The organism is uncultured Streptococcus sp., assembly GCF_905372115.1.
In the GTDB taxonomy this organism is placed as follows: Bacteria; Bacillota; Bacilli; order Lactobacillales; family Streptococcaceae; genus Streptococcus.
Genome location: NZ_CAJPNR010000030.1, coordinates 1 through 24,229 on the forward strand (window position 1 = coordinate 1; position 24,229 = coordinate 24,229).

Genomic DNA, 24,229 nt, shown 5'->3' on the forward strand with positions numbered 1-24,229 from the left:
TACAGAACTAAATCCTTTACTTAAATTAATTGTCTAACTTTTTGGGGTCAGTACATCTCTCAACTCTTTTTCAATCGCCTTCTTCATTTTCGTACTTTCCGCAATCTGAATCATTTCTTCTCTTTCTGAACGACTGCTTGGCATACTGCAGCCTCCTAAAATAATGCCTAAAATAATCGTGATGATAGTCAGAAAGATGACAAAAATTTTCTTCATGATAGCACCTTTCACTTCTCATATTTTCTAAAGCTAGCTGAATTAGCACGATTTAGAATTTTTAACTATCTAACTTATTACTTTATTATATTATACAGGATTCTTAAATATTCTAAAACTGAAAGGATAGCTAAAAGTCTATGGCTTCATCAATGGGAAACTAACGATACTTAGCATTTTCTCTTATCATCTCATAAAAAGCCGGTGGATAAACAATTTGCAAATTTTTTTGCTGGAGATTGGCGTAATAATTCTCAAACTGCTGATAATAGCCAGTCAGATCAGTAGTTATCTGACAGAAGGAGGCAGCTTGTATTGGACGAATCTGTGGATAGAAATCCTTTGCAATCTTAGTCAAGAGATTATCGCCATTCTGGTAGAGCTGGGCCTGCAGCCGCATCCATCTAGGCTGTTGGTAATAAAGCTGACGGCGGATATAGCTGCAGATCTGCGGATCTTGCTTCGCCAGAAAGCTGTTCATCTCCTGCTTTTGAAAAGGCAAACGCAAAATATCTAAAAGCCGGCCGTGACTAAAGGGAAAGGTCTTGGTCTTGTGCTGGACTTTCCCATGCAAATCTTCGTGAATCAGGTATTTAAGACGCAGAACTCGCTTTTCTTGATCCAGCTCCCAAAGATGAAAGCCCATATTTTTACTAAAATAGAGAAAATCCTTCTGCAGGCGAGTTAAGGAATCCTTGAGCCAAAGTTTTCGCCCCAAGAGCCAGAGGACCTGATAGCCATGCTGGCGGTAAGAAAGCGTCCGTTCCTGCAGCCGTTCTATACTTAGAGGACTGCACTGGACTTCTAGCGCCAGTTTTTTATCGACCAGCAAATCAGCAATCTGCTGCAGAGCAGGCAAAAAAGCCTCCACCTCAACTTCTTCTGTTTGGACAGCCCAGCGAAAAAGCTCCGCCTTAAGATTGAGGTGCTCAGCGCTCTCATTTTCCCTATAAAAACGACACTCTTCTAGCGAAACATGGGCAAAATGCGGCTGCATAACTTTACCTTTTTTAAAACGGACTGCCCCTGAACAAGCTGGGCAGACAAAATCAGCCCCTTTCTCAATCTTCTCCTCCAGTGCATTACACAAAAGCCCCTTATGATTTCGCGCCACAAACATATCCTAGCCCCTCTAAAATTTCTCTCATTTACTAAAATATTCGCAAAAAGAAAGAGAAACTATCTAGACAAAAAACGAGCCAAGAGAACATCTCTCCGACTCGTTTTTCATTATCCAAATAATTGATTTCCTTTTCGTTCTGGTAATTTCAGAAAGAGGGACAACAAGCAGACTAGACAGATGACTACTGCTAGAAAGAGGTTCATTCCTTCGTAACCCCAACTGTCCAGAAAATGGCCGGCCAGATTTTGAATGAGAATGGTTCCTAGACTGCGGGCTGTCTGGACCAAAGCAATGGCTGTTACCAGGTATTTTTCATCGACCAAACTGGCTACGATTTTCAGGGTCACCATAATCAAAACCATGCCAGTCACGTGCTTGGAAAGGAGAGTCATTCCGATTTTTGAAATCAAACCTAGATCCAAAGCATAAACACTGGACTGGAGAAAGATGATTCCCAGACAGATATAAAGAAGCTTTTTCATCGAAAGCTTGTCCATAAAAAGATAGGAATAAAAGATAAAAGGCGCTTCAACCAGAACTGATAAGGCAACGACAGTCGAAGCCATATCCACTTCTAAACCATTATGCTGTAGCATGGCAGGGATATAGGTATGACCAGTATTCCCCACTCCAGAGTAAAGGGCGACCAAAAGGAGGTAAAAGAGATAGGTTTTGTTGGTCAAGAGTTTCCCCAGACCTGTCTGCTTGTGGGTATTCCTGCTTTCTAGGGCTGCTCGGTCGTGCTTGGGCTGGATTCCCAAAAGTCCTATGCTGCTGATAAGCATCATACCAATAAAGACTGGGAAAATAGCCTGCGGTGCGACTCTTTGATAGATTAGTCCTGCTACCTGAGAGCCTAAGGCATAGCCAATAGTCCCCCAAATCCGAATCTTCCCATAAGTATAAGGACTTTGAGCCGCAAGAACATCCAGGACTGGATTGACTCCGTTGATTAACATGAGCACTAGACTATACCAGACCAAGAGCTGCCAAAGCTGAGTTGCCTTCATGAAAAATACAGCCCCAACCATCATAGCTAGAAAGCTAAAAAGAAAGATCTTTTTAATTCCCAAAGCATCGCTGAGAACTCCAAAAATCGGCTGAGCCAACATGGAAGCAAAGAAGGAAGCTGACACTACCATCGATACTTGAGTATTTGAATAGCCTAAATCCTGCATATAGACTGATATCAGAGTCGAAAAAAGAGAGTAGGCCAGAAAGAAAAAATTAAAGAGTAAAAAATGAGCTAGATAGCTGTTGTGAAACTTTTTTCGCATGAAAATCTCCTTAAAATAGAAAGAAAACTCAGCAAAATCACTGAGTTTTAGCTTGGAAAGTCATTCCGTTCGTATGTGACAGAGGACATTCCCTTTATTCAACATCTGTATTTCTACGACGTTCCTGCTTTGCAGCCTTGCGTTTTTGGCGACTGCGGTATTCAAAGTACAGAATGATTAACAGGATGCCAACAGGCAGCAGAATTAGCATCTTATCACTGAAGAACACACCATACCAAGGCTTGCTTTCTGATTTGCTGCCAGTCACATTTTCAATAGCCTGAGCAACTGGATTCTCAACTTTCTCGACTTTCATTTCATCAGAGATCTTGCTCGACAAGGACTTCAAGCCATTTTCAGCCTTGAGAACATTGTTTTCAACCTTGACTTTAGGCTCGGTTCCCTTTTTAACAGTAGCGTAGAAATCCTCAGGCAGCTTATATTTCTGTCCATCAATCTCCTGCTCACCCTTGGATAAGAGTTTTTTGTACTCGTAGTCCGCATAAGCCTTCTCAATCAAAGCATTACCAAAAGGATGGCGGTAATACTCACCGTCTTGGTCAGACCAGTCACCGACTCCCATAATCACAGCAATCATGCGCTGATCTCCACGCTTAATGGTCGCGATATAGTTGAAAGCACCGTTAGGACTAGAGCCCGTCTTCATACCATCTACGCCCTTGAGCGCGTATTTAGCACCCGGCAGAGAGTAATTATAGGTTTCAAAGGTCTCCTCGTAAGGAGTTCCAGCTTTAACCGTAACCTTGGCTTTATTAGTATAGTTTAGAATTTCAGGATGGTGATTGACAAAGTTATAGGCCAGAATCGCCAAATCACGGGCTGTTGTTTGATTGCTGGCATAATTATCGTAGTTTTGAGGGTTATAATAGCCCTTAAAAGAAACCGCCGCTGCACCGCTGGCATTGAACCACTTGGTATTGGTCATGCCCAGCTCTTGAGCCTTGGCATTCATCCGATCCAAGAAAGCATCTGGATCATTGTCAGATAGATAATTGGCCAGCATGACAGTTGTCGCATTGGATGACGGCACGATTGTCATGGTAATCAGCTCAGATACGGTATAGTCCACACCAGCGACAATTTTATTATTAGAAATTTCATAAATATTAGCGGTAGCCTGATCCTGAGGTGTAGCTGTAATGACCGTCTTTTCGCTGATTTTTCCTTCCTTAATCGCTTCAAAGACCAAGTAAAGCGTCATGAGCTTACTCATACTAGCGGGATCACGCACCTCATCGACATTATCCTCCCAGACAACATCACCTGTACTGCCATCAATAACGAGAGAAGACTTGGGACGATTAATCGCCTGAACATTATCATGCGGATACATCTTTTTAGCCATATCCACCAATTCATCAGCCCTAGCAGCTAGTGGCGCTAAAGAGGTCAGGAACGCAATTCCCAATAACAAAAGCTTTTTCTTCACAGGATCCTCCAAAGAACAATTATACCTATCTAGTATATCATATTTTACGCAAAGTCAACCATAAATCTAAAAATCCTACCTAAAAAATAGATAGGAAATTAAGAGACTTTTATCTGGCAAAGCCAGTTTTCTAGCAACAACGTCAAAATCTTAGTGATTTAACAAGCTAAGTGCTTCCTTATCAGCGATAATCACAACATCTGGATGCTTCTGGAGAGCACTGCCTGGCAGCTCCTCTGTCACCTCACCCTCAACAGTCCCTGCTATGGCTTTGGCCTTAGCAGAACCATAAGCAAAGAGAATGATGGACTTAGCATTGAGAATATTGCCAATTCCCATGGAAATAGCCTGAGTCGGAACATCTTCCATCTTGTCGAAGAATCGAGCATTGGATTGAATGGTGGACGGTGTCAGATCCACTAAGTGAGTCTGGCTGTCGAAACTAGTCCCCGGCTCATTGAAGCCGATATGACCATTCGTACCGATTCCCAAAATCTGCAAATCAGCTGGATGCTCTGCTAGAAGCTGATTGTAGCGCGCCACTTCTGCTTCTAAATCTTTCGCTGCACCATTGGGCAGGAAGCTTGCTTTAAAAGGCTTTTGGTTAAAGAGGTGCTGGTTCATGAAATAGCGATAAGACTGAGGATTGTCCTCCTGCAAACCGACATATTCATCCAGATTGACACTGAACATCTCTGAAAAATCAAGGTCACTCTCAACGATTTGCTTGTAAAATTCTTCTGGGCTGCTGCCTGTAGCCAACCCCAAAGTTTTTGCTCCTTGAACTAGCTTTTCTTTGAGCAGGTCAAGAGCTACTTTGCCACCTTCTACTTGGTTTTCCACTTGAATAATTTTCATTTTCTACCTCCACATCTTTTCTTAATCCTATTATATGGTATAGACCAATTTTTGTCAAGAAAAAGTCTGCAAAATGGACATACTTTCTAGTCGTGCTCGCTTCCTTTTGCAGCAAATCGTGTTATAATAGAGACATGTTTTTACTGATTGTTTTATTGATTTTATTTTTTGTCGGAGTCTTACTCTGCAGCTTGAGTTTCCTCATAAAAAAACAGCCAGGCTGGCAGATGCTAAGTTTGATTTTGGGTGGCTTGCTTACAGCCAGTCCCTTCCTACTAGCCGCCTACCTACTCTGGCTGATGAAAACAATATAAGGAGATACGATGAATACCGCTGATTTTGATTTTGACTTGCCCGAAGAACTGATTGCTCAGACGCCTTTAGAGAAAAGGGATGCTTCCCGCTTGCTAGTGGTTGATAAAGAAACGGGGACCTTCTCCGACCAGCACTTTGACCAGATTATTAATCAGCTCCAGCCCGGCGATGCCCTAGTTATGAATAATACGCGTGTTTTGCCTGCCCGCCTTTATGGTATCAAGCCTGAGACAGGAGGCCATGTCGAGCTGCTGTTGCTGAAAAATATCCAGGATGATGACTGGGAAGTTCTAGCCAAGCCAGCCAAGCGTCTCAGAGTAGGTGCTCAGATTTCCTTTGGCGATGGCCGCTTAACTGCTACTGTGATAGAAGAGCTTGAGCACGGCGGACGAATTGTGCGCTTTGGCTACGAAGGGATTTTCCTAGAGGTCTTGGAAAGTTTGGGAGAAATGCCGCTTCCGCCTTATATCCACGAAAAACTGTCAGACCGCGAACGCTACCAGACTGTCTATGCCAAGGAAAACGGCTCTGCTGCTGCGCCAACTGCTGGACTTCATTTCACAGAAGAGCTGCTAGAGCAGATTGCTGCCAAGGGAGTCAAACTGGTCTATCTGACCCTTCATGTCGGACTGGGAACTTTCCGACCAGTTTCTGTGGACAGCTTAGATGATCACGAGATGCACTCCGAATTTTACAGTCTGTCCGAAGAAGCTGCCCAGACACTCCGTCAGGTCAAGGCTAAGGGAGGTCGTGTCATTGCAGTCGGCACGACATCTATCCGGACCTTAGAGACAATTGGCAGTAAATTCCAGGGGCAGATTCAGGCTGACTCTGGCTGGACCAATATTTTTATCAAGCCGGGATACGATTGGAAGGTCGTTGATGCTTTTTCAACCAACTTCCACCTGCCCAAGTCAACTCTTGTCATGTTAGTCTCTGCCTTTGCCGGACGTTCCTTAACGCTTGAAGCTTATGAGCATGCCATTGCTGAGCGCTATCGCTTCTTCAGCTTTGGTGATGCCATGTTTATAAAATAACTATAGGTGAAAATTTATGAATAAAATTGAAAGCAGACACCGTCTCATCCGCTCCTTAATAATGGAGAAAAAAATCCATACCCAGCAAGAACTTCAGGAGCATTTGGAAGCTAACGGTGTCGTCGTGACCCAATCCACTCTTTCACGAGATATGAAAGCACTCAATCTGGTCAAGGTCAGTGAGAACGATACTTCCTACTATATCATCAACAGCATCGCACCATCCCGTTGGGAAAAACGCCTTCGTTTCTATATGGAGGATGCTTTGGTCATGCTACGACCAGTTCAAAACCAAGTCGTCATGAAAACCCTGCCTGGTCTGGCCCAGTCTTTCGGTGCAATTTTAGACGCTCTAGAGCTACCACAGATTGTAGCTACTGTCTGTGGAGATGACGTCTGTCTGATTATCTGCGAGGATAACCAAGGTGCTCTGGACTGCTTTGAGAAGCTCAAAGAATTCACTCCACCATTTTTCTTTAGTAAATAAAAGCTGAGACAAAATTGCCTCAGCTTTTTCTATTTACGATTTTTGCTCAATGAAACCCATTAGTAAATCAGCAAGCCATACTTGACTAGAGTGAAACAAAACCGATAAAGTTTTAAGATAGTTTCAAAAAGTCAGCATTTAAGGTGTTGTAGCCAAACGATAAACGGCTTCCGCGTAAATATCCATGGCCCGATACAGATCATCTAAGCGCAATCGTTCATTGACCTGATGCTCTGTCTGGTCAGCTCCCGGAAAGAGAGCACCGAAGGCAACACAGTTAGGCATAGTACGAGCAAAGGTCGCTCCGCCAGAAGACATAGCTGGACTGTCGTCTCCCGTTTTCTCCTGATAAATTTCCATCAGGGTGCTGACCAACTCACTGTCCAAAGGTACGTAGAGCGGAGCCAAGTAGTCAAACTCCTGATAGGTCAGCTCGTATTGACTGGCTATTTCTGCTAGCTTTTCAACCAGCTTTTCCTTGTCTGCCAAGACCGGAATCCTCATGTCAATCCGAATCTCAAAGCGGTCAGAGGTTAAAGTCAGACCAGCAACATTAAAGGAAAGAAAGCCCGTCGGTTCATCAGACACAGGCCCAAAGAGATGACCGCCTGTCGCATCTTCACCAACCGCCTGAGCCAGAAATGCAAGAGCCGGATGCGAATTCAAGGGCTGCAAGACCTTAGCTAGGCGAATAATGGCATTGATTCCTTGGGCGGCATCCTTGGCGTGCTTGGGCAAGCCGATAACCGTTACTTCTTCTGCCGTTCGCTCATATTCATAACCTAAATCTTCCAATCCTGCAACGACTGACTCTAGTAGGCTGCCCGAATAGGAAGCCTTGGCAGGAACAACATTAAAAGCTTGACCAGCTTCGAGCTCTATAGTGTCAGAGCCAGGCCCTTTCAGCTTGAGCTGCAGAAGCCCCTTCTCAGCATAAGTCAAAGGGAAAGAAGAGTCTGGTGCAAAACCAAGTGTCGCCTGCTCTTCTAGCTGGTTGTATCTTCCCATGCAGCGCCAAAGCGTCTCCTCGTCTGTACCAAAGATAAAGCGAACCCGCTTTTTAAATTCTACTCCGCTATCCAGCAATGCTTTTACCGCATAAAGAGCGGCCATGGAAGGTCCCTTGTCGTCCTGAACCCCTCGACCGAAAATCCAGCCATCCTTGACAGTGGCTTCAAAGGGAGGTGTCTGCCAGTCCGACTCATCACCTGATGGAACAACATCCAAATGACAGAGAACGGCCAGGAGCTGAGCTCCATGACCGATTTCTGCATATCCGTAATAACCTTTAGGGTCGAGGTATGTTGTAAAACCTAGCCCTCGACAGATTTCTAAAGTTTTTTCTAGGACATCTTGGATAGCTTGTCCAAAAGGTGTTCCATTTTGGCCTTCATTGAGGACTGAAGGATAGGAAACGATTGTTTTCAAAGATTCAAGAAAATCTTCTTTAATCTCTTCCGTTATAAATTTTTTCATGGAATCACCTCAGCTTCTAGCTTATAGGAACGGTAAGAAAGTTCCTAGGAGTAAAAGACCAATACTGATAGCAATAATCGCTACAATCAGCTTGCCGATAAATTTCCACCAAGTTCCGATATTGATACGTCCGAGTGCCAAGGCTCCCATAACGATACCAGAAGTTGGTGCAACCAGGTTCAGCACACCTGAAGCAGACTGATAAGCTGTGATAATCAAGCTAGCTTTGACATTGACAAATTCTCCCATTGGAGCCATGATTCCCATAGTTGCACTGGCTAGACCAGATGATGATGGGATAAGGAAGGACATTGGCAGGTAGAAAATGTAAGTCAAGACGATAAATACTTGTGATGATAGACCGCTGAGTCCTTGTTTACCCCAATTGAGGATAGTGTCTGTAATCATACCGTCATTCATGATAACTTGGATACCACGGGCGATTGCTACGATTAGGGCTACGCTAAGCAGATCAGCTGCACCGTTCATAAAGGCAGAGATAATTTTGTCTTCCTTGAGACCGTACACAACACCAATCAAGATTCCCATGAAGGCAAAGAGCATAGCTCCTTCTGGGAAGTACCAAGTACCCAGTGCAGAAGTAGATGAACCAACAATCTTACCAAGAACTGGAAGACCAGTCAGCCAAGTATTGATGTCCTTAAATATAGTAATACCGAGATCTGTCCAAGGAATGAAACTCAATACCATAATAACGAATGTCAAAATGAACAGAACGAGGACAGTTCTTTGTTTTTTGCTCAGAGTTGACTCAACAGATGAAGAAGTTTCAACGTTAAAGTGTTTCAAATCTTCTTCGCGAGTGCTGTAAACCAATGACTTGGTCGGATCTTTTTGAATCTTATCTGCATAGCGGTAAACAAACCAAGTGCTGAGAGCAGTAAGAATAACCAAGAAGATGAGACGAAGGACAATCCCTTCACCAGTTCCGACACCAGCAGCCTCTGAAGCGATAACAGTTGCAAATGGATTTAGCGTAGAAGCCAAACATCCGATTTGCGAACCAAGCAGGATAATAGCCACCCCAGTAAGGCTGTCAAAACCAACTGCCATCATCACCGGCACCAAAAGCGGATAGAAGGCCATGGTTTCCTCACCCATACCATAGGTAGTACCACCAAGAGCAAAGAGAGGCATCAAGACCACAATCAGCATCTTTTCGCGACCCTTGTACTTCTTAACGATAGAGGCAATTCCTACATCCAAAGCACCAGTTTCGTTGACAACACCAAGGAAACCACCAACCATGAGGATGAAGAAGGCAACATCAATGGCTGCGCTTGTCTCCTTAATCAAGGAGCCTTCCTCTGGGTGCGTACCCAGCATAGCACGAATCGGCGCCATCAGGACATCCCAAATCCCTTGCGGATTTTGTGGTTGAGGCTGATAAACGCCTTTCACAAAAGCCCCTGCTGGGATAATCCAAGTCAAGATTGCCATAAGGGCAATGATGAGAAGCAATACGGTGTAAGATGAAGGCATCTTAAACCCTTTTTTTGTTTTTTCACTCATTTGTATTCCCTCCTAAAAATTTTTTAACGAGGTTACGAACCTACATTTCCCTGTATGAGTAAACAAGAAAACGCTTACTTTGTTTTTATTTTACCATATTAACATTGAAAAAGCTAGTATTTTTGAAAATAATCAATGATTTTCAGGAAAAGACTTGCAGCAACGACAGAGCTCAGCTGCTATCGACTTTCAATCAGTTCTATGCCTAGCCTTTTTCAATAATCGTGCCGCTCTCAGACTCAATCAGAGCACCCAGATTTTCAAGAGATGTGATAACAGCTTTGCCTTCTGGACGACCATTGACAAAGGCGATAGCTGCTTCTACTTTTGGAAGCATGCTGCCTGGTGCAAATTGTTCTTGCTTGATGTATTCTTCCAATTGAGCAACATTCACATGTTCCAATTTCGCTTGATCTGGTTTGCTGTAGTTAACAAAGACATAGTCCACACCCGTTAAGACGATGAAGAGGTCAGCATCAACCAACTCAGCCAAGCGCTGAGAAGCAAAGTCCTTATCAATAACAGCTTCAACACCAGTAAGATGGCCATTGTCTTCCTTGACGACAGGAATACCGCCGCCACCTGCGGCTACTACTACTTGACCTTGATTCAAAAGCGTACGGATTGTTTCAATTTCCTTGATATCCACTGGTTCTGGCGAAGCAACAACCTTACGCCAACCGCGGCCAGCATCCTCTTTGAAAGTCGCTCCGCTCTTTTCAGCTTCCGCTTTTGCTTCTTCTTCTGAGTAGAAAGGACCGATTGGCTTGCTGAGGTTGACAAAGGCTGGATCGTTCTTATCAACTACTACTTGCGTCACAACAGAAGCGACATTCTTTTCGATACCTTCATCCAAGAGAGCATTTTGCAAAGCATTTTGCAGCCAAAAGCCGATACTGCCTTCTGTCATAGCTACAAGAGAGTCTAGTGGGAAGGCAGGATTCTTTTCAGAGTCTGCTGCCAAGTGTTGCAGCAGCAAGTTCCCTACCTGTGGACCATTTCCATGGGTAATGATAAGGTCATCCCCGTTTTTAATCAATTTTACCAAGTGTTTAGCAGTTTCCACCAAGGCTTCCTGCTGTGCTTTCGCTGATGGGTCAGATGAAAGGATGGCATTTCCTCCCAATGCTACAACGATTTTACGATTTGCCATTAAATTCTCCTTAATTGCGCTCCAAAGAATGCGCTTCCAATTTATTTTAGTAGATTTTCAAATTTTCAATAAGGAAATAAGCATTCCTTATCATATAAAAGAGGGCTGGACTAAAGCTATTAGTCGCAGCCCTCATAGCTGTTGGTATACGGTTTCTTATGTAAGATTATACTTTTGGAATGTAGAGGTTTCCAAGAGTTGCAGCCATAACCGCTTTAATTGTGTGCATACGGTTTTCTGCTTGGTCGAAATGACGAGCATATTTGCTGCGGAAGACTTCGTCTGTCACTTCCATTTCCTCTACACCGAATTTTTCAGCGACATCTTTACCGTAAACAGTATTTGTATCGTGGAAAGCAGGTAAGCAGTGCAAGAAGATAAGATCCTCATTGTCGGCTTTCTTAACCAGATCCATGTTAACTTGGTAAGGTTTGAGGAGGGCAACCCGTTCTGCAAACTTGTCTTCTTCACCCATTGATACCCAAACGTCTGTATAAAGAACATCAGCGCCTTTAACTGCTTCGTCAGCATCTTCAGTGATCAGCACACGAGCGCCGCTTTCTTTAGCAAAGCCTTCTGCCAATTCAACGATTTCTTTTTCTGGGAAGAGTTCTTTTGGTGAGAAGATGTGAACGTTGACGCCAAGGATAGCTCCTGTTACCAGCAAGCTGTTGGCAACGTTGTTACGTCCATCACCACAGTATACCAATGTCAAGCCTTCCAGACGGCCAAAGTTTTCTTGAACTGTCAAGTAGTCAGCCAACATTTGAGTTGGGTGCCATTCGTCAGTCAAACCATTCCATACTGGAACACCTGAGAATTCTGCCAGTTCTTCCACCATGCGTTGGCTGAAGCCGCGGAATTCAATCCCGTCAAACATACGACCCAAAACTTTAGCAGTATCTTCTGTAGATTCTTTCTTGCCAAGTTGGATATCGTTAGCACCAAGGTATTCTGGATGTGCTCCCAAATCAATAGCCGCTGTTGTAAAAGCTGCACGAGTACGAGTAGATGTTTTTTCAAACAAGAGAGCGATATTCTTACCAGCAAGATAGTGGTGTTGAATATTGCGTTTTTTCAAATCTTTCAAGTGAGCTGAAAGACCAATAAGATATTCTAACTCAGCACGGCTAAAGTCTTTTTCTGCTAAGAAGCTACGTCCTTGGAATACTGAATGTGTCATTCTATTATTTCCTCTTTCTATTCTTTGAGTATCAGTAAAATACTGGATTCCTAAATTTCTTCACGTTCAAATGGCATAGACATACAGCGTGGTCCACCACGACCGCGAACCAATTCACTTCCGCGGATCTTAATCAAACGCAAGCCGTATTCTTCCAAAATCTTGTTAGTAACTGTATTGCGATCATACACTACTACCACACCAGGTGCGATAGTCAAGGTGTTAGAACCGTCATTCCACTGCTCACGCGCAGCAGCTACGATATTGCCACCGCCACAGCGAATCAGGTGAACTTTTTCTACACCAAGGTTTTCTGCTAAGATTTCTGCCAAATCACCTTTTTCTTCAACAATCTTAAGTTTATCATCAACATAAGTTACAGAGTAAACGCGAAGATCGCCTTCGATTTCTGGGTGGATAGTGAACTTGTCATAGTCAACCATAGTGAAGACAGTATCCAAGTGCATGAACTTACGGTTGTTGGCAAATTCAAAAGCCAAAACTTTCTTGAAGCCAACATTTTTCTTGAAGATATTGACCAAGAGTTTTTCGATAGAAGCTGCGTCTGTACGTTGTGAAATACCAACTGCCAGCACATCTTTTGAAAGAACCAACTCGTCCCCACCTTCAATACGTGTATCTTCTTCACGATTGTATACCAAATCCACTTTTCCACCATATACTGGGTGGTATTTGAAGATGTATTTACCGTAGAGAGTTTCACGATTACGAGTATCTGCATACATGTGGTTAAGCGATACAGCATTACCAATCGTAGCAAATGGGTCACGTGTGAAGTAAAGGTTTGGCATTGGATCAATAGCGAATGGATAATCAGATTCCACCAAGTCCGTCAAGCCTTTTGCTTCTTCAGGAATTTCTGGCAATTCAACTTTTTGAACCCCTGCCATCGTTTTTTCAACCAACTCTCGGTTATCTTTGATACCACGGAGCAGTTCACGAATAGCCTTCTTGGTTTCACGTCCGCGAATATTGGCTTCTTCCAGATATTCTTCGATGAATTGCTCGCGGATTTCTGGAGAAGTCAGTGACTCAGCAGCCAACTGCTCAAGATAGAGCACCTCAACTCCTTCATTGCGAAGCGCTTGAGCAAAGTTATCATGTTCTTTTTGTGCATCTTCTAAGAAAGGAATATCATCAAAGAGAAGACGTTCCAAATAGTCCGGCTGCAAGTTTTCCAACTCCTTGCCAGGACGGTGCAACATAACTTTTTTCAGTTTTCCAATTTCTGAGAAAACACGAATTGGATGTGTAGACATCTACTATCCTCCTTTTTCTTTGCGGTTTAGGTTTTTCTAAGCCCGTTTACATGTACTATTCTAGCATTTAATGCTACCGCTTTCAAGAAAAAGCCTACATTGCAAATGTCAAATCCTTTGCTTTTTTTCGTAGCTATGTTTATAATATTCTTTTTTAAAGCGTTTTCTTTGGGTATTTTATGGGTTATATTACTTTTGTGAATATTTATTTTTTCAAAGAAAATCAGTAAATGGTTAATATTAGAATATTTTAAACTTATCTGTCCAAAAAAAGAAGCTAATCAGAACCGATTAGCTTCTAGCAAGGTATTTCATAAAATACTCTTTCTCTTTAAAAGTTAATTTTTTATGTTGGTATTCAATCCGATCTTCATCTAAGAGCTTTTTCAGAACTTGATTGACCGTTTCCCGAGTCGTAGCTCCTAGCTTAGCCAGTTCTTTCATGCTGATAGGAAAAGGCAGGCTATCTCCCACCTTGCACAAATCCATGCAGAGCAGCGATAGAGACTGAACCACACGTTCGCTGGCACTGGCCGCCACGACATTGCGCAATCTCAGTTCCTGAAATTCCAAGATTTGCGATAGCCGCTTGGTAATGAACAACAGCTGGTCCACACTCTTCTTTGAATAATCTTCAAACAAATCGATAGGAACAGAGAAATATTCGACATTGGTGACAGCGCTGGCTGTGTAATGATAGCACTCATCAAAAAACATACCTCCATAGGGGAAAACACTGTCTTTCTTGACATAATCCATATAAGAAAATGTGTCTGTCGAATCATACTGCTCAATCCGAACATAGCCTTGAGACAAGAGAAAAAGGCGCTCTCGTCGGTCTCCCGCAAAAAAGATAATTTGCCCTTTTGGAATCTTGCGATACTGAATCTCCACTGCTAATTTATCGAAAAGCTCCACTGGCAGATTGACAAAGGCAGGGTGCTGCCGGATAAATTGATAATGCTCCTTGGTAATCATGATAACCCTTTTATTTGATACTTGATACCATTATAGCATAAATCCGCTTACAAATAGAAAATGATGACTATAAAAGTAAGAAATCCTAACAAAACAAAGAGGTGTGCCCATTTTCTATTCATGGAATTTCTGTCAGCTTGTACTTTTTTGGGCAAGTAATTGCCTACAATTATGAAAACCAAAGCAACTAGCATAGTTGCTATTTTACGCACATCAAAACTCTCATTTAAACCCCGATAAATGGTAGCTAGATACAGCGAAACAAAGGTAAAAGGAAAGATCCAGCGAATAAGGTGCTTAAAGGTTCTATTTAAGATATCTTTGGCAATGGTTGTCCAGTAAATCATAACTTCTAGTAGCATCATGACAATTGGAAAAGCAGATACTATTAGAAACTTAGGTAAAAAAGCATTTCCTTTTCCAGATAAGTCAAAGTGAATAGCCAAGTTTTCTGGTAATTTTTGATAGACCCAGATGGCATATAAAACTGGCAAGAGCATGACGCCAAGTGCCCAGCCTAATTCTTGAAAACTATTTTTTTTCATTTTTGTTTCCTCCTCCAAGAGATTGAAACCAGACAAGAATTTCTTCAAAAACCGTGACATCTAAGCTGTAATAAATAAAGTTCTTCTGCTTTTCCTCTATGAGCAGACCGGCTTTCTTTAGCTGAGAGAGGTGGTAGGATACCGTCGCAGGAGTCAGCTCAAAAGCTTGAGCAATTTCCCCTGCAGACTTCGGACCATGCTTGAGCATTTCCAGAATCCCCCTTCGAACTGGGTCAGCTAGAGCTTTAAGCGTTTGACTGATCCCCATGATTGAACCTTTCTTTCAGGTAAACTTTCAAGATTTTCTTGGTCAGAAAGACTAGTGCCACTACTTCTACTAAGAGCAGAGCCTCAACAGCCAGTGGCGGAAGAAAGCCTACCTGAGCCAGAGCAGGCGCTAGGTCAATCAGGGCGTGAAGTCCCAGCGCAGCTAAAAAATACACTGGAGCCTTCTCCTTGACCGCCTTCCAAACCCAGAAGGTCAGCAAGATTTGGATAAGAATAGCCAAGATCCGCTCAAGAGCCAAAAGATAGATGCTGCCAGCACTCATGGAACGGACATAATCAATCGTTGCCTGGGGAATTTGAGCAAGCGTCTGGGCATTCCCCTGAGTCACTACTTGAGCTATAACCCAAAAGTTTAAGAGACTGACAATACCAACAAACAAAGCCTCAATACCACCATGACCCAAGCCATAGGCCACACCATCTCTGAAGGTCAGTGGACGCTTCTTTTGCAGCCAGTAAAAGATGACCCAGCGGGCTGTTTCTTCAAAAATAGCTGCCGCAGCAATACCATAAAGGACATATAGCCAAGGATTTTCCGTCTGCAAAGCGATAGTTCCATCAGCCTGAGGCTGTAAAACGATACGATGCAAAATATTTTCCAGAACTTGACTAGACAGATAAAAGCCAACTCCCCCTAAAAGGAAAACTAGCAGAGAAATGTGCTTGGTCTTTTTAAAATAAACCAAAGGAACAAGGACTGACCCTAAAATCAGCAGCATGGCAATCAAGATATGAATGGAAATCATCGTTTTTTCTCCTAAACTGTTTTGGTTTTTTTCTAAATAGATTATACATCTTTCCTTTCTTTCTGTCAAATCTATTTCGAATTTTTTCTAAATAACTTCAATCTAAAAATCATCAAGCTCTACTGCAATAAAAAACGGCTCTATAATTTCTGTAGTGGGTAAAACCACTGTAGGAATGATGGAGCCTATTTGTTGTAGAAAAAAAGTCCCATAAGACCTATAATGAAAAGCGACAAAACCATCATTAGAAAGACTCTTATGGAACAGTTCAATTTTATCACAAACTTACTGGGAATAAAAGACCCTAACATCATAATCTTGGATGTTCTAGATGCTGGAACTCATAAAGAAATCATCGCTTTGAACATCAAAAAGGAGAGGACTGATTTAGTCCTCTCCAGATTATAACTTCTCATCAACCCACTACAGTTGACAAAGAGCCAGAATGAGACTAAACAAAAGCGCACAATCTGTGCACTTTGTTTTCACTTGATTTACAAAAGAAAAAGTCCCACTAGTACGGCTGTCAATCCGACTAGGATAAAGAGGTAGGCTAGCCAACGCGGCGCTGGTTTTTCTTCCACCACCACTTTCTTGGGCATATAATTCCCAGAAATCATAAACATCAAGCCTGAAAAAATCAAGGCAATCTTATTAACATTGAAGTGAGAATCGAGAGCATAGAACAAAATAGAAAGATAGACAATGATATGGGTCAAGGGAACAATCCAAAGGACGAAGCGGGCAAAAGCTGGCTTGGTGATTTCTCGGTAAGCCGTTGCCCCATAAACAATCAGCTGTGCCAAAGTCATAAAGATTGGCAGACCCCAGATAAAGAGAAATTTGGGTACATACTTAAATGTCGGGCTAATCGGCGACGTGAAATTGATCCTAATATTCTCTGGCAAACTAGGATAAATCCATAAGGCATAAGCAAGTGGCAGCCAAATAACCAAGAAAGTCAGCAGCAATTCTCTAAGGTTATTTCTCAGTTTCGTTTTCATTATTTTTCCCTCCTAGCGCGGCAATCCAGACCAAAATTTCCTCAAAAACCGTAGCATCTAAATGGTAGTAAATGTAATTTTTCTGCCGTTCTTCATAGATGAGCCCCGCTTTTTTCAACTGGGACAAATGGTAGGATACCGTCGCTCCCGTCAAATCGAAGACTTGAGCGATTTCACCAGCCGACTTAGGACCTTTTTTTAATATTTCTAATATTTCCCGCCGAACTGGATCAGCTAGGGCTTTCATGGTTTCACTAATTCCCAATTTTGATACCTCTTAAAATTGATTTCTAGCTAAGGACAAACAAAGCAACTAGCTCTAGATAAGTCATGGCTCCTACAAATGTAAGCAAGGCGCTACTCAAACGGACAAGATTTTCTGCCAGCAATCCTCCTAAAACTATTTAGAGAACTTTCAAATTCTTTTCTCCATTATACTGTTTTTGAGGATAAAAGACAAGGAGGGCTTAGCTAAACACTTGCTTTTTCTTGGCTAGATAAGCGGTGAGAAGAGCAGCCAGCGCCATAACGATGACTGCTATCAGCCCGCCTGATAGAGGTTCGCTTGGCGTTCCTGCTAAGAAACTGTTGGCTTGACTGGTCAAAGTCGTCTGTAAAAAACTGCCGTGCTGGAGATTATTGCCCGCCCCAATCACTCCAAAGATGCCTAGATAAATCATGTTATGAGCCGCATGCAGCGCTGTGACCAGCCAGAGATTGTCCGTCAGTGCAAAAAGGAGGGAAAGGAAAATCCCGGTCAGAAAGACATTGAGGATATAAAGGACGGACGTTCCACCTTTAAAAATGTGGATAACCGCAAAGAGCAGGGAGTTGAGCAGGACAGCCGGCAGCAAGCTCAGTTTGGTGCGGAGCTTGTTCATGACAAAGCCACGGTAAATCATCTCTTCAGCCAGCGCCTGAAAGAAGAAATTGACCAGGAAAAAGAGCCAAATTCCTAGATTGAACTGCTTTTCGACTTGAATGTGGAGCTGTCCGCCGAGCAGATTGAAGCCCACTTCCAGAAGGACTAAGAAGAAACCCAGTGCTGTACCAAGCAGCAGATTGAACCCTAATTTTTCCTTCCAGAGACCGAAACTGGCAAGACTGCGCCGTTCCCAAAATTTAGCGACGAAGAGAATGAGGACTAAACTGCTGCCCAGAAAGACGGATAGAGAAACGAAGCCTATCAGTAAGCGATTGGCGTCCGTCATGCTCGGTAGCAAAAGCCATTGCGACAAACCTCCGCTGATTAGGCTTCCCGCAGCAATCGCAAGAAAAGCCAGCGGCAGGCTCAGCCACCATTTTTTTGCCCCTGCTTCTTCTTGCAAGATTTCTAGACTAGAGCGATGTTGCGTCTTTTGATAAGTGTGTGTCATTTTCAACCTCCTTGAAATGTTTTACACCCTTATCCTAACAAAAGAAGCACACCAAATCTAGCTCTTTTTGGTAAGTGGTTAGATTTTCCAAGTAAGTGGTAGAAAAATCACTTCAAAAAGATTAGGAGTTTTCCCGCTGGATTTCTCTCGCTTCACGCTTGGTCAGCCAAACGGCAATGACAAGAGCAATGAGAGCTCCAAAAAGTCCAGTTGGACTAGGACCAAGGAATTTAAACGTTTCTACCCCACTAACAGTGAAAACGGTAGTTATCATGGCAACGGCATCAATGACCCCATGTCCAAAGGCTGGCAGCCAAATGGTTTTGCTACGTACATAGTAAATATCAAGGATAATCCCAAAAGAAATAGCCATGATATAATAGGGAATTAAATTTAAGAAACGCTCACCCAGCGTCCCTGCTCCAATCATATTGACAGGAAAATGCCAAATAGCCCAGATGAGACCACCAATGATGCGTCCCTTAGTCCGTCCGTAGCGCTCTTTCAAATAAGGATAGAGAATACCCCGCCAGCCGACTTCCTCGCCCAAGCCAGAAAGACTGATGACTAGAGTTAAGACCGTTAAAATCATTAAAATTTGAAGGGCGACTTGTGGGTTCAGGGCAAAAGCCAAATGCTGCGGAAAGACAGCAAAATAGACAAGTGCGCCGCCAAGTATAATGCTACAAATGGCTAACCAGCAGGCTAGGTAATCGCGCCATTTACTGGCGAGCTTCAATTTCCAGCCGATAGACTTGACAGGAGCTTTGGCCAAAAAAGCAGCAACCATAGGGGCGAACATTACCACACTTGCGGATAAAATGTTACCGACAAGTTTCTGATTGATCGCATAAAAGTAAGCTATGGCTAGCATACCTGGCCAAGCGAGCCCAAACGCCCAAGCTAGAAACCTTTTAATGGTTGAAGTTGAAATTGTGTTTTGCATATAAAATGCTCCTTTCTTTTTTTAATTCTAGTTTTCTTTCGCCTCCCGCTTGGTTAGCCAAGTAACCACTACAATGGCTAGTAAGCCTACAAATAGCCCATTGGCTCCAGGCCCGAGATAGGCAAGAGGTTTGACATTGCCTGCGACCAACAAAGAAGTCAGGGGGCCAAGTGTATCAATAGTGGAGTGACCAAAAGCAGGCAACCAAATGGATTTGCTTTTTATATAATAAATATCTAACAAGAAGCCCATGGTAATCGCCATGATGTAGTAAGGAATGATATAGAGAATGGTGTCTAGTGATAATTTGTCCGCAAACAGTAATATAGGTAAATGCCACGAAGCCCAAATCAGACCACCAATGATGCGCCCCTTGGTTCGACCATAGCGCTCTTTCAGATAAGGATAGAGCACACCCCGCCAGCCTAACTCTTCACCTAAAGCTGGAATGATACAAAGTAAATTTATCCACGTTAGAAAATTAAAGACATACTGCCAAGCTGTGGATTGAACCAGAGCCGGATCGCTAGTTCCAATGCTTTTAGCAAGTAGGCTAAAGGCTAGTGAAAAGTGCTGAGGAAAGATAGCGAAGTAAACCACCGCACCAAAGATAATATAAAAGGCAAGCCAGAGCCAAACCGCAGCATAAGATTTCCACTTTTTGATAAAGTTAGGTCGCCAGCCAACCTCTTTTATGGGCGCTTTAGAAAGAAGAGCGGCGATACTCGGCGCAAACATAGCGGAAATAGAGAAGACCGAGGCTATGACATTTTGCTTTTGCTGAGAGAAATAACATAAGAAAATCATAAGAAACCAACCTATGCCATAAGCCCAGATGAGAAACTTTTTAATGGTTGAAGTTGAAATGGAAGTTTGCATATGAAATGTTCCTTTCTGTCATTTGTAAAATTATAAAGTCCACCATTGGTATAGCGACCAATAGAAAATATTAAAAGCCATGATAAAGGCAGCGGAGCTGGTCGCTAGCGTGAGAGCTATCCGCGCCTTACTAGCTGATTTGAAGGCAGAGCGCCAAACGACTGGTAAAAGGGTGCTAACAACCAAGACCAGTCCTATCACGGCAAAGAGGATAAATTGCAAGCGGCTGCCAGCTGTTGAAGCCGTCGCTTGGATAGAGGATAAAGCCGTCACAAAGTTGACTGGCACAATGAGCACAAACACTGCAGTCACATAGTGCCAGATGTTCCAGACTAGATTAGCAGGCTGCTGATTTGGGTTGCGGAAAATCAAGCGATACATTTTAACAAGAAAACCACCAATGTAAGCTAGTAGCGCATAAAACACTGCTACAGCTGCCAAAATCAAAACACCATAGTCCTTTACCACATCAAATATAGACATCTTGACCCAGTCGGAAATCGGCAAACTAATCACATAACGTCCATGTTTTTCACCTGCTATCCAGAAACCACGCGATTGAATATTTGGATTATCATTAGGATTTTTGATATAAGTTGTATAGTTGGGCATCATTTTCATCAGGGATAACGGACCTTGATTGAAAGTGCGAGCCATACGGTAAAAGCCGGGCTGGAAGTTTTTCACTTGTTCTTGCGAAGTCGATTTTTTCTGACCGTAGATAAGCTCGGGTATTTTAGAAGTAAAATTAGTCTCCAGCCCTTGATTAACCATAATGACAGAGCCGACACCCGTTTTAAAATCAAGCAAAAGACTAGTCGTAAAGCCTGTCGTATTTCCACCGTGTCCAAGCGTTCTGGTATTTTCGTACTCTATTGACCAAAGTCCGTGGGCATTGATTGGAATATCTGTATGAGGAAATGTATTCGTAGGGCTGTAAAAGGTCTCCCAAGTTTCTGCTCTCTTAAAGAGTTTTTCTTTGCTTAAGAGAGCCTGGGCAAACTTTTTAATGTCCGCCAAGGTTCCTGTTGCCCGACCTGCTGGGTAAAGTCCGACTTCAAAGGGTGTCAATCCCATTGACTTGCCGTTTGTATCGTAGGCTTTTTCTGATTTGCGTTGCTCTTTTACAAAAGTATTATCCGACAAGTCAGGCTTGAGAGCAGTATGTTCCATACCCAGCGGCTGGAAAATATGTTCATAGACATAGTCGGCAAAGGACTGTCCACTCACTCGCTCCACGATATAGCCCGCCAGCGCTGTTCCATAGTTAGAGTAAGCCGTCAGCTCACCGGGCTTGTAGGATTGTGGTGGTTGATTTTCTTTGAGCAGCTCCTCCAAGCTCTTGTCACTGCCCATGTAAAGGGGTGTTTCGTCGAAACTTTCTTGGTGGTTCATGAGGTCAAGCATGGTTATTGGCTTATCGTATTTGAGGTTTGTCAAGAAATCCTTGGGCAGATATTCCTTAATGTCGGCATTGAGGTCAAGTTTTCCCTCTTCCCAGAGCTGCATAACGCTGACCCAGACCATGATTTTGGTCGTTGACCCCCACTCAAAGACCGAGTTGTCATCTACTGCCAGCTTCTTCTCCTTGTCCATATAGCCAAAGTTGTTTTGATAGAGAGTATTGCCGTCTTTGTCAAAGACGGATGTTGCCAGCCCGGCGCTGGTTTTTTCGTGTTCCTTGTAGTAGTCCTCAATTTTCTGACCGATTTGGTCATAAGGCGTGCCCGACGGTAATTTCTGCTGGTCGGCGTAAGCGTGACCCGCTCCAAAAACGACCAGCCCACAAGTTACTAGCTCCACAGCGCTTTTCAAAAATGATCTTTTCATGATATTCACCTTTCTATTAAAGTGCCCACCACTGGTACAGCGACCAGTAGAAAATATTAAAAGCGATGATAAAAGCGGCGGAGCTGGTCGCTAGCGTGAGGTATTTATTTCCTTGCTTCAATCTCTCTTTGAAAAAAGGCAGATAGGGCAGAAAAGCACTAATCAGCAAGACTAGAGCAAGCAAGGCAAAGAGTTGAAAATGCCCCGTCAGACCAGCTAGGTCGAAAGAATTTTTCGCAAGAATAATAGAGAAAAATGAGAATAAATTGCGAAACACCCAAAGAATAATGAAGCCCGTCAGATAATGCCAGATTGACCAAACAGCTGAGTTGCTTCCCTTATTTTTTCCCAAAAGCAAACGATACAATTTTGCCAAAATACCACAAAGATAGCAAAGAGCGACATAAAGTAAGGCTAGCCCAGCAAGCACTAAACTGCCATAGTCTCTGATAACGTCAAGCAAGGATAGCTTCATTCTATCTGAAATGGGCAAATTCAGACGATAGCTCCCTCCTTTTTCACCTGCCGTCCAAAAACCAAAATAGACTTTGATAGCCGCATTTTCAGAAGGATTATTCAGATAGCTGGTCGATTTGAAAACTCTAAATATGGACAAAGGCCCTTTGCTAAAAATGCGCGCTTCGCGATAAAAACCAGCTTGAAAATCTCTTTGTGACGCCTTTGAGGCTTCTTTTTTCCTACCATAAATGAGGTCGGGCATGGCGATAGCAAAATGGAACTCATTTCTCTGATTGACTGTAACGACTGAGCCAATCCCTGACTTCAAATCAAGCAAGAGGCTGGTCGTAAAACCCGGCGAATTTCCACCGTGCCCAAGCGTTCTGGTGTTTTCAAATTCTGTCGCCCACAGTCCATGAGCATTTACAGGAACGTCCGTACCCGGATAAGTATGGCTAGCGCTGTAAAAATTCTCCCAAGTCTCTGCTCGCTTAAAGAGCGTTTTCTTTTGCAAGAGAGCTTGGGCAAAGCGTTTCAAATCGGAAAAAGTGCCTGTCGCTCGCCCCGCTGGATATTCTCCGAGGACAAATGGCACATCACCTTTTAGCAAGTTACCTTCTGTATCATAGGTTTTCTCCTTCTCCCGCTGCTTTTGTACATAGCGATTATCCGACAAATCAGGCTTGAGAGCGGTGTGCTCCATACCCAGCGGCTGGAAAATATGCTCGTGGACATAGTCGGCAAAGGATTGCCCGCTCACCCGCTCCACGATATAGCCTGCCAGTGCTGTCCCATAATTAGAATAGGAGGTCACCGTTCCCGGCTCATAAATCTGCGACGGAGCTTTTTTTAGCAATGTCCCTAAACTCTTATCAACACCTATATATAAATGGTAATCCTCAAAACCCGCTTGGTGGTTCATGAGGTCAAGCATGGTAATGGGCTTGTCGTACTTGAGGTTTGTCAAAAAATCCTTGGGCAGATACTCTTTTATATCTGTTTTTAGGTCGATTTTTCCTTCTTCCCAAAGCTGCATGACACTGACCCAAACCGTGATTTTGGTCGTTGACCCCCACTCGAAAACCGAGCTATCGTCTACAGCTAGCTTTTTCTCCTTGTCCATATAGCCAAAGTTGTTTTGGTAAAGAGTGTTGCCGTCCTTATCAAAGACTGCTGCCGCTAGCCCCGCGCTGGTTTTTTCGTGTTCCTTGTAGTAGTCCTCAATTTTCTGACCGATTTGGTCATAAGGCGTGCCCGACGGTAATTTCTGCTGGTCGGCGTAAGCGTGACCCGCTCCAAAAACGACCAGCCCACAAGTTACTAGCGCCACAGCGCTTTTCAAAAATGATGTTTTCATGTTTGCCTCCAATCATCATTTACTAGAGTTCACTCACTCAAAAAGGAAAGAAAAAGGGCAAACCGAACAGGCTGAGAAGCAGCCACAACCAGCCAAAGATAAAGAATAACAGGATTTTAACAAAAACGAAAATATAAAACATGATTTTCTCCTTTCGTATCAGACATTTTTAAAAGAGGAAGAGGCTCACAAGAAAAAGGATTGAGCTGATGCCACTGAAGATATAAGCTAAAACGCGTGGAGCCGGCTCTTGGTCTGCCACTATTTTTCTCGTGAGAAAGTAGCTGACAGCATTAAGGCTGATTGCCACCATAATCCCATTGACCTTAAATATCGGAAAAGACGGATTGAGCGCATAAAGAAGAACGCTGATATAAACTACGGCATTGATAAAGGGAACCAGCCAGTAAAGGAAATGGACAAATTGCTTGTC

General features: G+C 43.2%; 23 protein-coding genes and 2 pseudogenes. 3 read left to right on the forward strand and 22 right to left on the reverse strand.

What is annotated here, in order from left to right; all coding sequences use genetic code 11:
* Positions 1 to 36 precede the first annotated feature (36 nt).
* The 5 genes and pseudogenes from QZ169_RS08215 to QZ169_RS08235 form a co-directional block, all read right to left on the reverse strand.
* Positions 37 to 216 (reverse strand): annotated as a pseudogene (locus tag QZ169_RS08215) (hypothetical protein); the annotation flags it as partial.
* A 160-nt stretch (positions 217 to 376) separates the two neighbouring features.
* On the reverse strand, positions 377 to 1,336 hold the full coding sequence (locus QZ169_RS08220; protein WP_295506283.1) for a competence protein CoiA: 960 nt from the start codon (positions 1,334 to 1,336) through the stop codon (positions 377 to 379).
* A 110-nt stretch (positions 1,337 to 1,446) separates the two neighbouring features.
* Complete coding sequence (locus QZ169_RS08225; protein WP_295506285.1) at positions 1,447 to 2,616, reverse strand: MFS transporter; 1,170 nt, start codon at positions 2,614 to 2,616, stop codon at positions 1,447 to 1,449.
* 94 nt (positions 2,617 to 2,710) lie between these two features.
* Positions 2,711 to 4,066: a DUF1958 domain-containing protein gene (locus QZ169_RS08230; protein ID WP_295506287.1), complete on the reverse strand. Its 1,356-nt coding sequence runs from the start codon at positions 4,064 to 4,066 to the stop codon at positions 2,711 to 2,713.
* Between the two features lie 150 nt (positions 4,067 to 4,216).
* The gene (locus QZ169_RS08235) at positions 4,217 to 4,924 is read right to left on the reverse strand and encodes a glucosamine-6-phosphate deaminase (protein ID WP_295506288.1); all 708 of its coding nucleotides are present in this window, start codon (positions 4,922 to 4,924) and stop codon (positions 4,217 to 4,219) included.
* 134 nt (positions 4,925 to 5,058) lie between these two features.
* Here QZ169_RS08235 and QZ169_RS08240 point away from each other — a divergent pair, with 134 nt between their 5' ends.
* The 3 genes from QZ169_RS08240 to QZ169_RS08250 are packed head-to-tail and all read left to right on the forward strand — an operon-like array spanning position 5,059 to position 6,763.
* Entirely contained in the window at positions 5,059 to 5,238 is a 180-nt protein-coding gene (locus QZ169_RS08240; RefSeq protein WP_185760104.1) for a hypothetical protein, read from the forward strand.
* Between the two features lie 9 nt (positions 5,239 to 5,247).
* Positions 5,248 to 6,276 carry a tRNA preQ1(34) S-adenosylmethionine ribosyltransferase-isomerase QueA gene (gene queA / locus QZ169_RS08245; RefSeq protein ID WP_295506292.1) on the forward strand — a complete coding sequence of 343 codons (1,029 nt, stop codon included), beginning with the start codon at positions 5,248 to 5,250 and terminating at the stop codon, positions 6,274 to 6,276.
* Positions 6,277 to 6,292: 16 nt separating this feature from the next.
* Complete coding sequence (locus QZ169_RS08250; RefSeq protein ID WP_049544027.1) at positions 6,293 to 6,763, forward strand: arginine repressor; 471 nt, start codon at positions 6,293 to 6,295, stop codon at positions 6,761 to 6,763.
* Between the two features lie 138 nt (positions 6,764 to 6,901).
* Here QZ169_RS08250 and QZ169_RS08255 read toward each other — a convergent pair whose 3' ends face one another.
* The 17 genes and pseudogenes from QZ169_RS08255 to QZ169_RS08335 form a co-directional block, all read right to left on the reverse strand.
* The gene (locus tag QZ169_RS08255) at positions 6,902 to 8,239 is read right to left on the reverse strand and encodes a dipeptidase (RefSeq protein ID WP_295506296.1); all 1,338 of its coding nucleotides are present in this window, start codon (positions 8,237 to 8,239) and stop codon (positions 6,902 to 6,904) included.
* Between the two features lie 21 nt (positions 8,240 to 8,260).
* A complete protein-coding gene (locus QZ169_RS08260) occupies positions 8,261 to 9,772 on the reverse strand; it encodes a YfcC family protein (RefSeq protein ID WP_295506299.1) in 1,512 nt (503 codons plus the stop codon).
* A gap of 205 nt (positions 9,773 to 9,977) precedes the next feature.
* Positions 9,978 to 10,925: a carbamate kinase gene (gene arcC / locus QZ169_RS08265; protein WP_295506302.1), complete on the reverse strand. Its 948-nt coding sequence runs from the start codon at positions 10,923 to 10,925 to the stop codon at positions 9,978 to 9,980.
* 166 nt (positions 10,926 to 11,091) lie between these two features.
* Positions 11,092 to 12,108 (reverse strand): ornithine carbamoyltransferase, encoded by a 1,017-nt coding sequence (gene argF / locus QZ169_RS08270; RefSeq protein ID WP_002925466.1) that lies wholly within the window; start codon positions 12,106 to 12,108, stop codon positions 11,092 to 11,094.
* A 50-nt stretch (positions 12,109 to 12,158) separates the two neighbouring features.
* Positions 12,159 to 13,388, reverse strand: coding sequence for an arginine deiminase (arcA, locus tag QZ169_RS08275; RefSeq protein WP_125356513.1), 1,230 nt, complete (start codon positions 13,386 to 13,388; stop codon positions 12,159 to 12,161).
* 291 nt (positions 13,389 to 13,679) lie between these two features.
* Positions 13,680 to 14,366 (reverse strand): Crp/Fnr family transcriptional regulator, encoded by a 687-nt coding sequence (locus QZ169_RS08280; protein WP_295506306.1) that lies wholly within the window; start codon positions 14,364 to 14,366, stop codon positions 13,680 to 13,682.
* A gap of 47 nt (positions 14,367 to 14,413) precedes the next feature.
* Positions 14,414 to 14,911, reverse strand: coding sequence for a DUF1648 domain-containing protein (locus QZ169_RS08285; protein WP_295506309.1), 498 nt, complete (start codon positions 14,909 to 14,911; stop codon positions 14,414 to 14,416).
* The gene (locus QZ169_RS08290) at positions 14,898 to 15,179 is read right to left on the reverse strand and encodes an autorepressor SdpR family transcription factor (RefSeq protein ID WP_033179130.1); all 282 of its coding nucleotides are present in this window, start codon (positions 15,177 to 15,179) and stop codon (positions 14,898 to 14,900) included. Before QZ169_RS08290 ends, QZ169_RS08285 begins: the two co-directional genes overlap by 14 nt.
* Positions 15,157 to 15,945: a YhfC family intramembrane metalloprotease gene (locus QZ169_RS08295; protein ID WP_295506313.1), complete on the reverse strand. Its 789-nt coding sequence runs from the start codon at positions 15,943 to 15,945 to the stop codon at positions 15,157 to 15,159. The genes QZ169_RS08290 and QZ169_RS08295 overlap by 23 nt, the downstream gene beginning before the upstream one ends.
* A gap of 494 nt (positions 15,946 to 16,439) precedes the next feature.
* Positions 16,440 to 16,949, reverse strand: a complete 510-nt coding sequence (locus QZ169_RS08300; protein WP_002906985.1) for a hypothetical protein — start codon at positions 16,947 to 16,949, stop codon at positions 16,440 to 16,442.
* Positions 16,927 to 17,214 carry an autorepressor SdpR family transcription factor gene (locus QZ169_RS08305; RefSeq protein WP_002897962.1) on the reverse strand — a complete coding sequence of 96 codons (288 nt, stop codon included), beginning with the start codon at positions 17,212 to 17,214 and terminating at the stop codon, positions 16,927 to 16,929. Before QZ169_RS08305 ends, QZ169_RS08300 begins: the two co-directional genes overlap by 23 nt.
* Before the next feature lie 202 nt (positions 17,215 to 17,416).
* Positions 17,417 to 18,325: a CPBP family intramembrane glutamic endopeptidase gene (locus QZ169_RS08310; RefSeq protein ID WP_295506315.1), complete on the reverse strand. Its 909-nt coding sequence runs from the start codon at positions 18,323 to 18,325 to the stop codon at positions 17,417 to 17,419.
* A 121-nt stretch (positions 18,326 to 18,446) separates the two neighbouring features.
* Positions 18,447 to 19,271 carry a CPBP family intramembrane glutamic endopeptidase gene (locus QZ169_RS08315; protein ID WP_295506317.1) on the reverse strand — a complete coding sequence of 275 codons (825 nt, stop codon included), beginning with the start codon at positions 19,269 to 19,271 and terminating at the stop codon, positions 18,447 to 18,449.
* 27 nt (positions 19,272 to 19,298) lie between these two features.
* Positions 19,299 to 20,150 carry a CPBP family intramembrane glutamic endopeptidase gene (locus QZ169_RS08320; RefSeq protein WP_125340716.1) on the reverse strand — a complete coding sequence of 284 codons (852 nt, stop codon included), beginning with the start codon at positions 20,148 to 20,150 and terminating at the stop codon, positions 19,299 to 19,301.
* 30 nt (positions 20,151 to 20,180) lie between these two features.
* Entirely contained in the window at positions 20,181 to 21,980 is a 1,800-nt protein-coding gene (locus QZ169_RS08325; RefSeq protein ID WP_295506321.1) for a serine hydrolase, read from the reverse strand.
* A gap of 16 nt (positions 21,981 to 21,996) precedes the next feature.
* The gene (locus QZ169_RS08330) at positions 21,997 to 23,796 is read right to left on the reverse strand and encodes a serine hydrolase (RefSeq protein WP_295506323.1); all 1,800 of its coding nucleotides are present in this window, start codon (positions 23,794 to 23,796) and stop codon (positions 21,997 to 21,999) included.
* Positions 23,797 to 23,965: 169 nt separating this feature from the next.
* Positions 23,966 to 24,229, reverse strand: a pseudogene (locus QZ169_RS08335) (hypothetical protein); the annotation flags it as partial.

Excerpts from the sequence above, each read along its gene's own strand:
- QZ169_RS08220 (WP_295506283.1), bottom strand. The coding sequence starts at position 1,336 with ATGTTTGTGGCGCGAAATCATAAGGGGCTTTTGTGTAATGCACTGGAG.
- QZ169_RS08225 (WP_295506285.1), bottom strand. The coding sequence starts at position 2,616 with ATGCGAAAAAAGTTTCACAACAGCTATCTAGCTCATTTTTTACTCTTT.
- QZ169_RS08235 (WP_295506288.1), bottom strand. The coding sequence starts at position 4,924 with ATGAAAATTATTCAAGTGGAAAACCAAGTAGAAGGTGGCAAAGTAGCT.
- QZ169_RS08240 (WP_185760104.1), top strand. The coding sequence starts at position 5,059 with ATGTTTTTACTGATTGTTTTATTGATTTTATTTTTTGTCGGAGTCTTA.
- queA (WP_295506292.1), top strand. The coding sequence starts at position 5,248 with ATGAATACCGCTGATTTTGATTTTGACTTGCCCGAAGAACTGATTGCT.
- QZ169_RS08250 (WP_049544027.1), top strand. The coding sequence starts at position 6,293 with ATGAATAAAATTGAAAGCAGACACCGTCTCATCCGCTCCTTAATAATG.
- QZ169_RS08255 (WP_295506296.1), bottom strand. The coding sequence starts at position 8,239 with ATGAAAAAATTTATAACGGAAGAGATTAAAGAAGATTTTCTTGAATCT.
- QZ169_RS08260 (WP_295506299.1), bottom strand. The coding sequence starts at position 9,772 with ATGAGTGAAAAAACAAAAAAAGGGTTTAAGATGCCTTCATCTTACACC.
- arcC (WP_295506302.1), bottom strand. The coding sequence starts at position 10,925 with ATGGCAAATCGTAAAATCGTTGTAGCATTGGGAGGAAATGCCATCCTT.
- argF (WP_002925466.1), bottom strand. The coding sequence starts at position 12,108 with ATGACACATTCAGTATTCCAAGGACGTAGCTTCTTAGCAGAAAAAGAC.
- arcA (WP_125356513.1), bottom strand. The coding sequence starts at position 13,388 with ATGTCTACACATCCAATTCGTGTTTTCTCAGAAATTGGAAAACTGAAA.
- QZ169_RS08280 (WP_295506306.1), bottom strand. The coding sequence starts at position 14,366 with ATGATTACCAAGGAGCATTATCAATTTATCCGGCAGCACCCTGCCTTT.
- QZ169_RS08285 (WP_295506309.1), bottom strand. The coding sequence starts at position 14,911 with ATGAAAAAAAATAGTTTTCAAGAATTAGGCTGGGCACTTGGCGTCATG.
- QZ169_RS08290 (WP_033179130.1), bottom strand. The coding sequence starts at position 15,179 with ATGGGGATCAGTCAAACGCTTAAAGCTCTAGCTGACCCAGTTCGAAGG.
- QZ169_RS08295 (WP_295506313.1), bottom strand. The coding sequence starts at position 15,945 with ATGATTTCCATTCATATCTTGATTGCCATGCTGCTGATTTTAGGGTCA.
- QZ169_RS08300 (WP_002906985.1), bottom strand. The coding sequence starts at position 16,949 with ATGAAAACGAAACTGAGAAATAACCTTAGAGAATTGCTGCTGACTTTC.
- QZ169_RS08310 (WP_295506315.1), bottom strand. The coding sequence starts at position 18,325 with ATGACACACACTTATCAAAAGACGCAACATCGCTCTAGTCTAGAAATC.
- QZ169_RS08315 (WP_295506317.1), bottom strand. The coding sequence starts at position 19,271 with ATGCAAAACACAATTTCAACTTCAACCATTAAAAGGTTTCTAGCTTGG.
- QZ169_RS08320 (WP_125340716.1), bottom strand. The coding sequence starts at position 20,150 with ATGCAAACTTCCATTTCAACTTCAACCATTAAAAAGTTTCTCATCTGG.
- QZ169_RS08325 (WP_295506321.1), bottom strand. The coding sequence starts at position 21,980 with ATGAAAAGATCATTTTTGAAAAGCGCTGTGGAGCTAGTAACTTGTGGG.
- QZ169_RS08330 (WP_295506323.1), bottom strand. The coding sequence starts at position 23,796 with ATGAAAACATCATTTTTGAAAAGCGCTGTGGCGCTAGTAACTTGTGGG.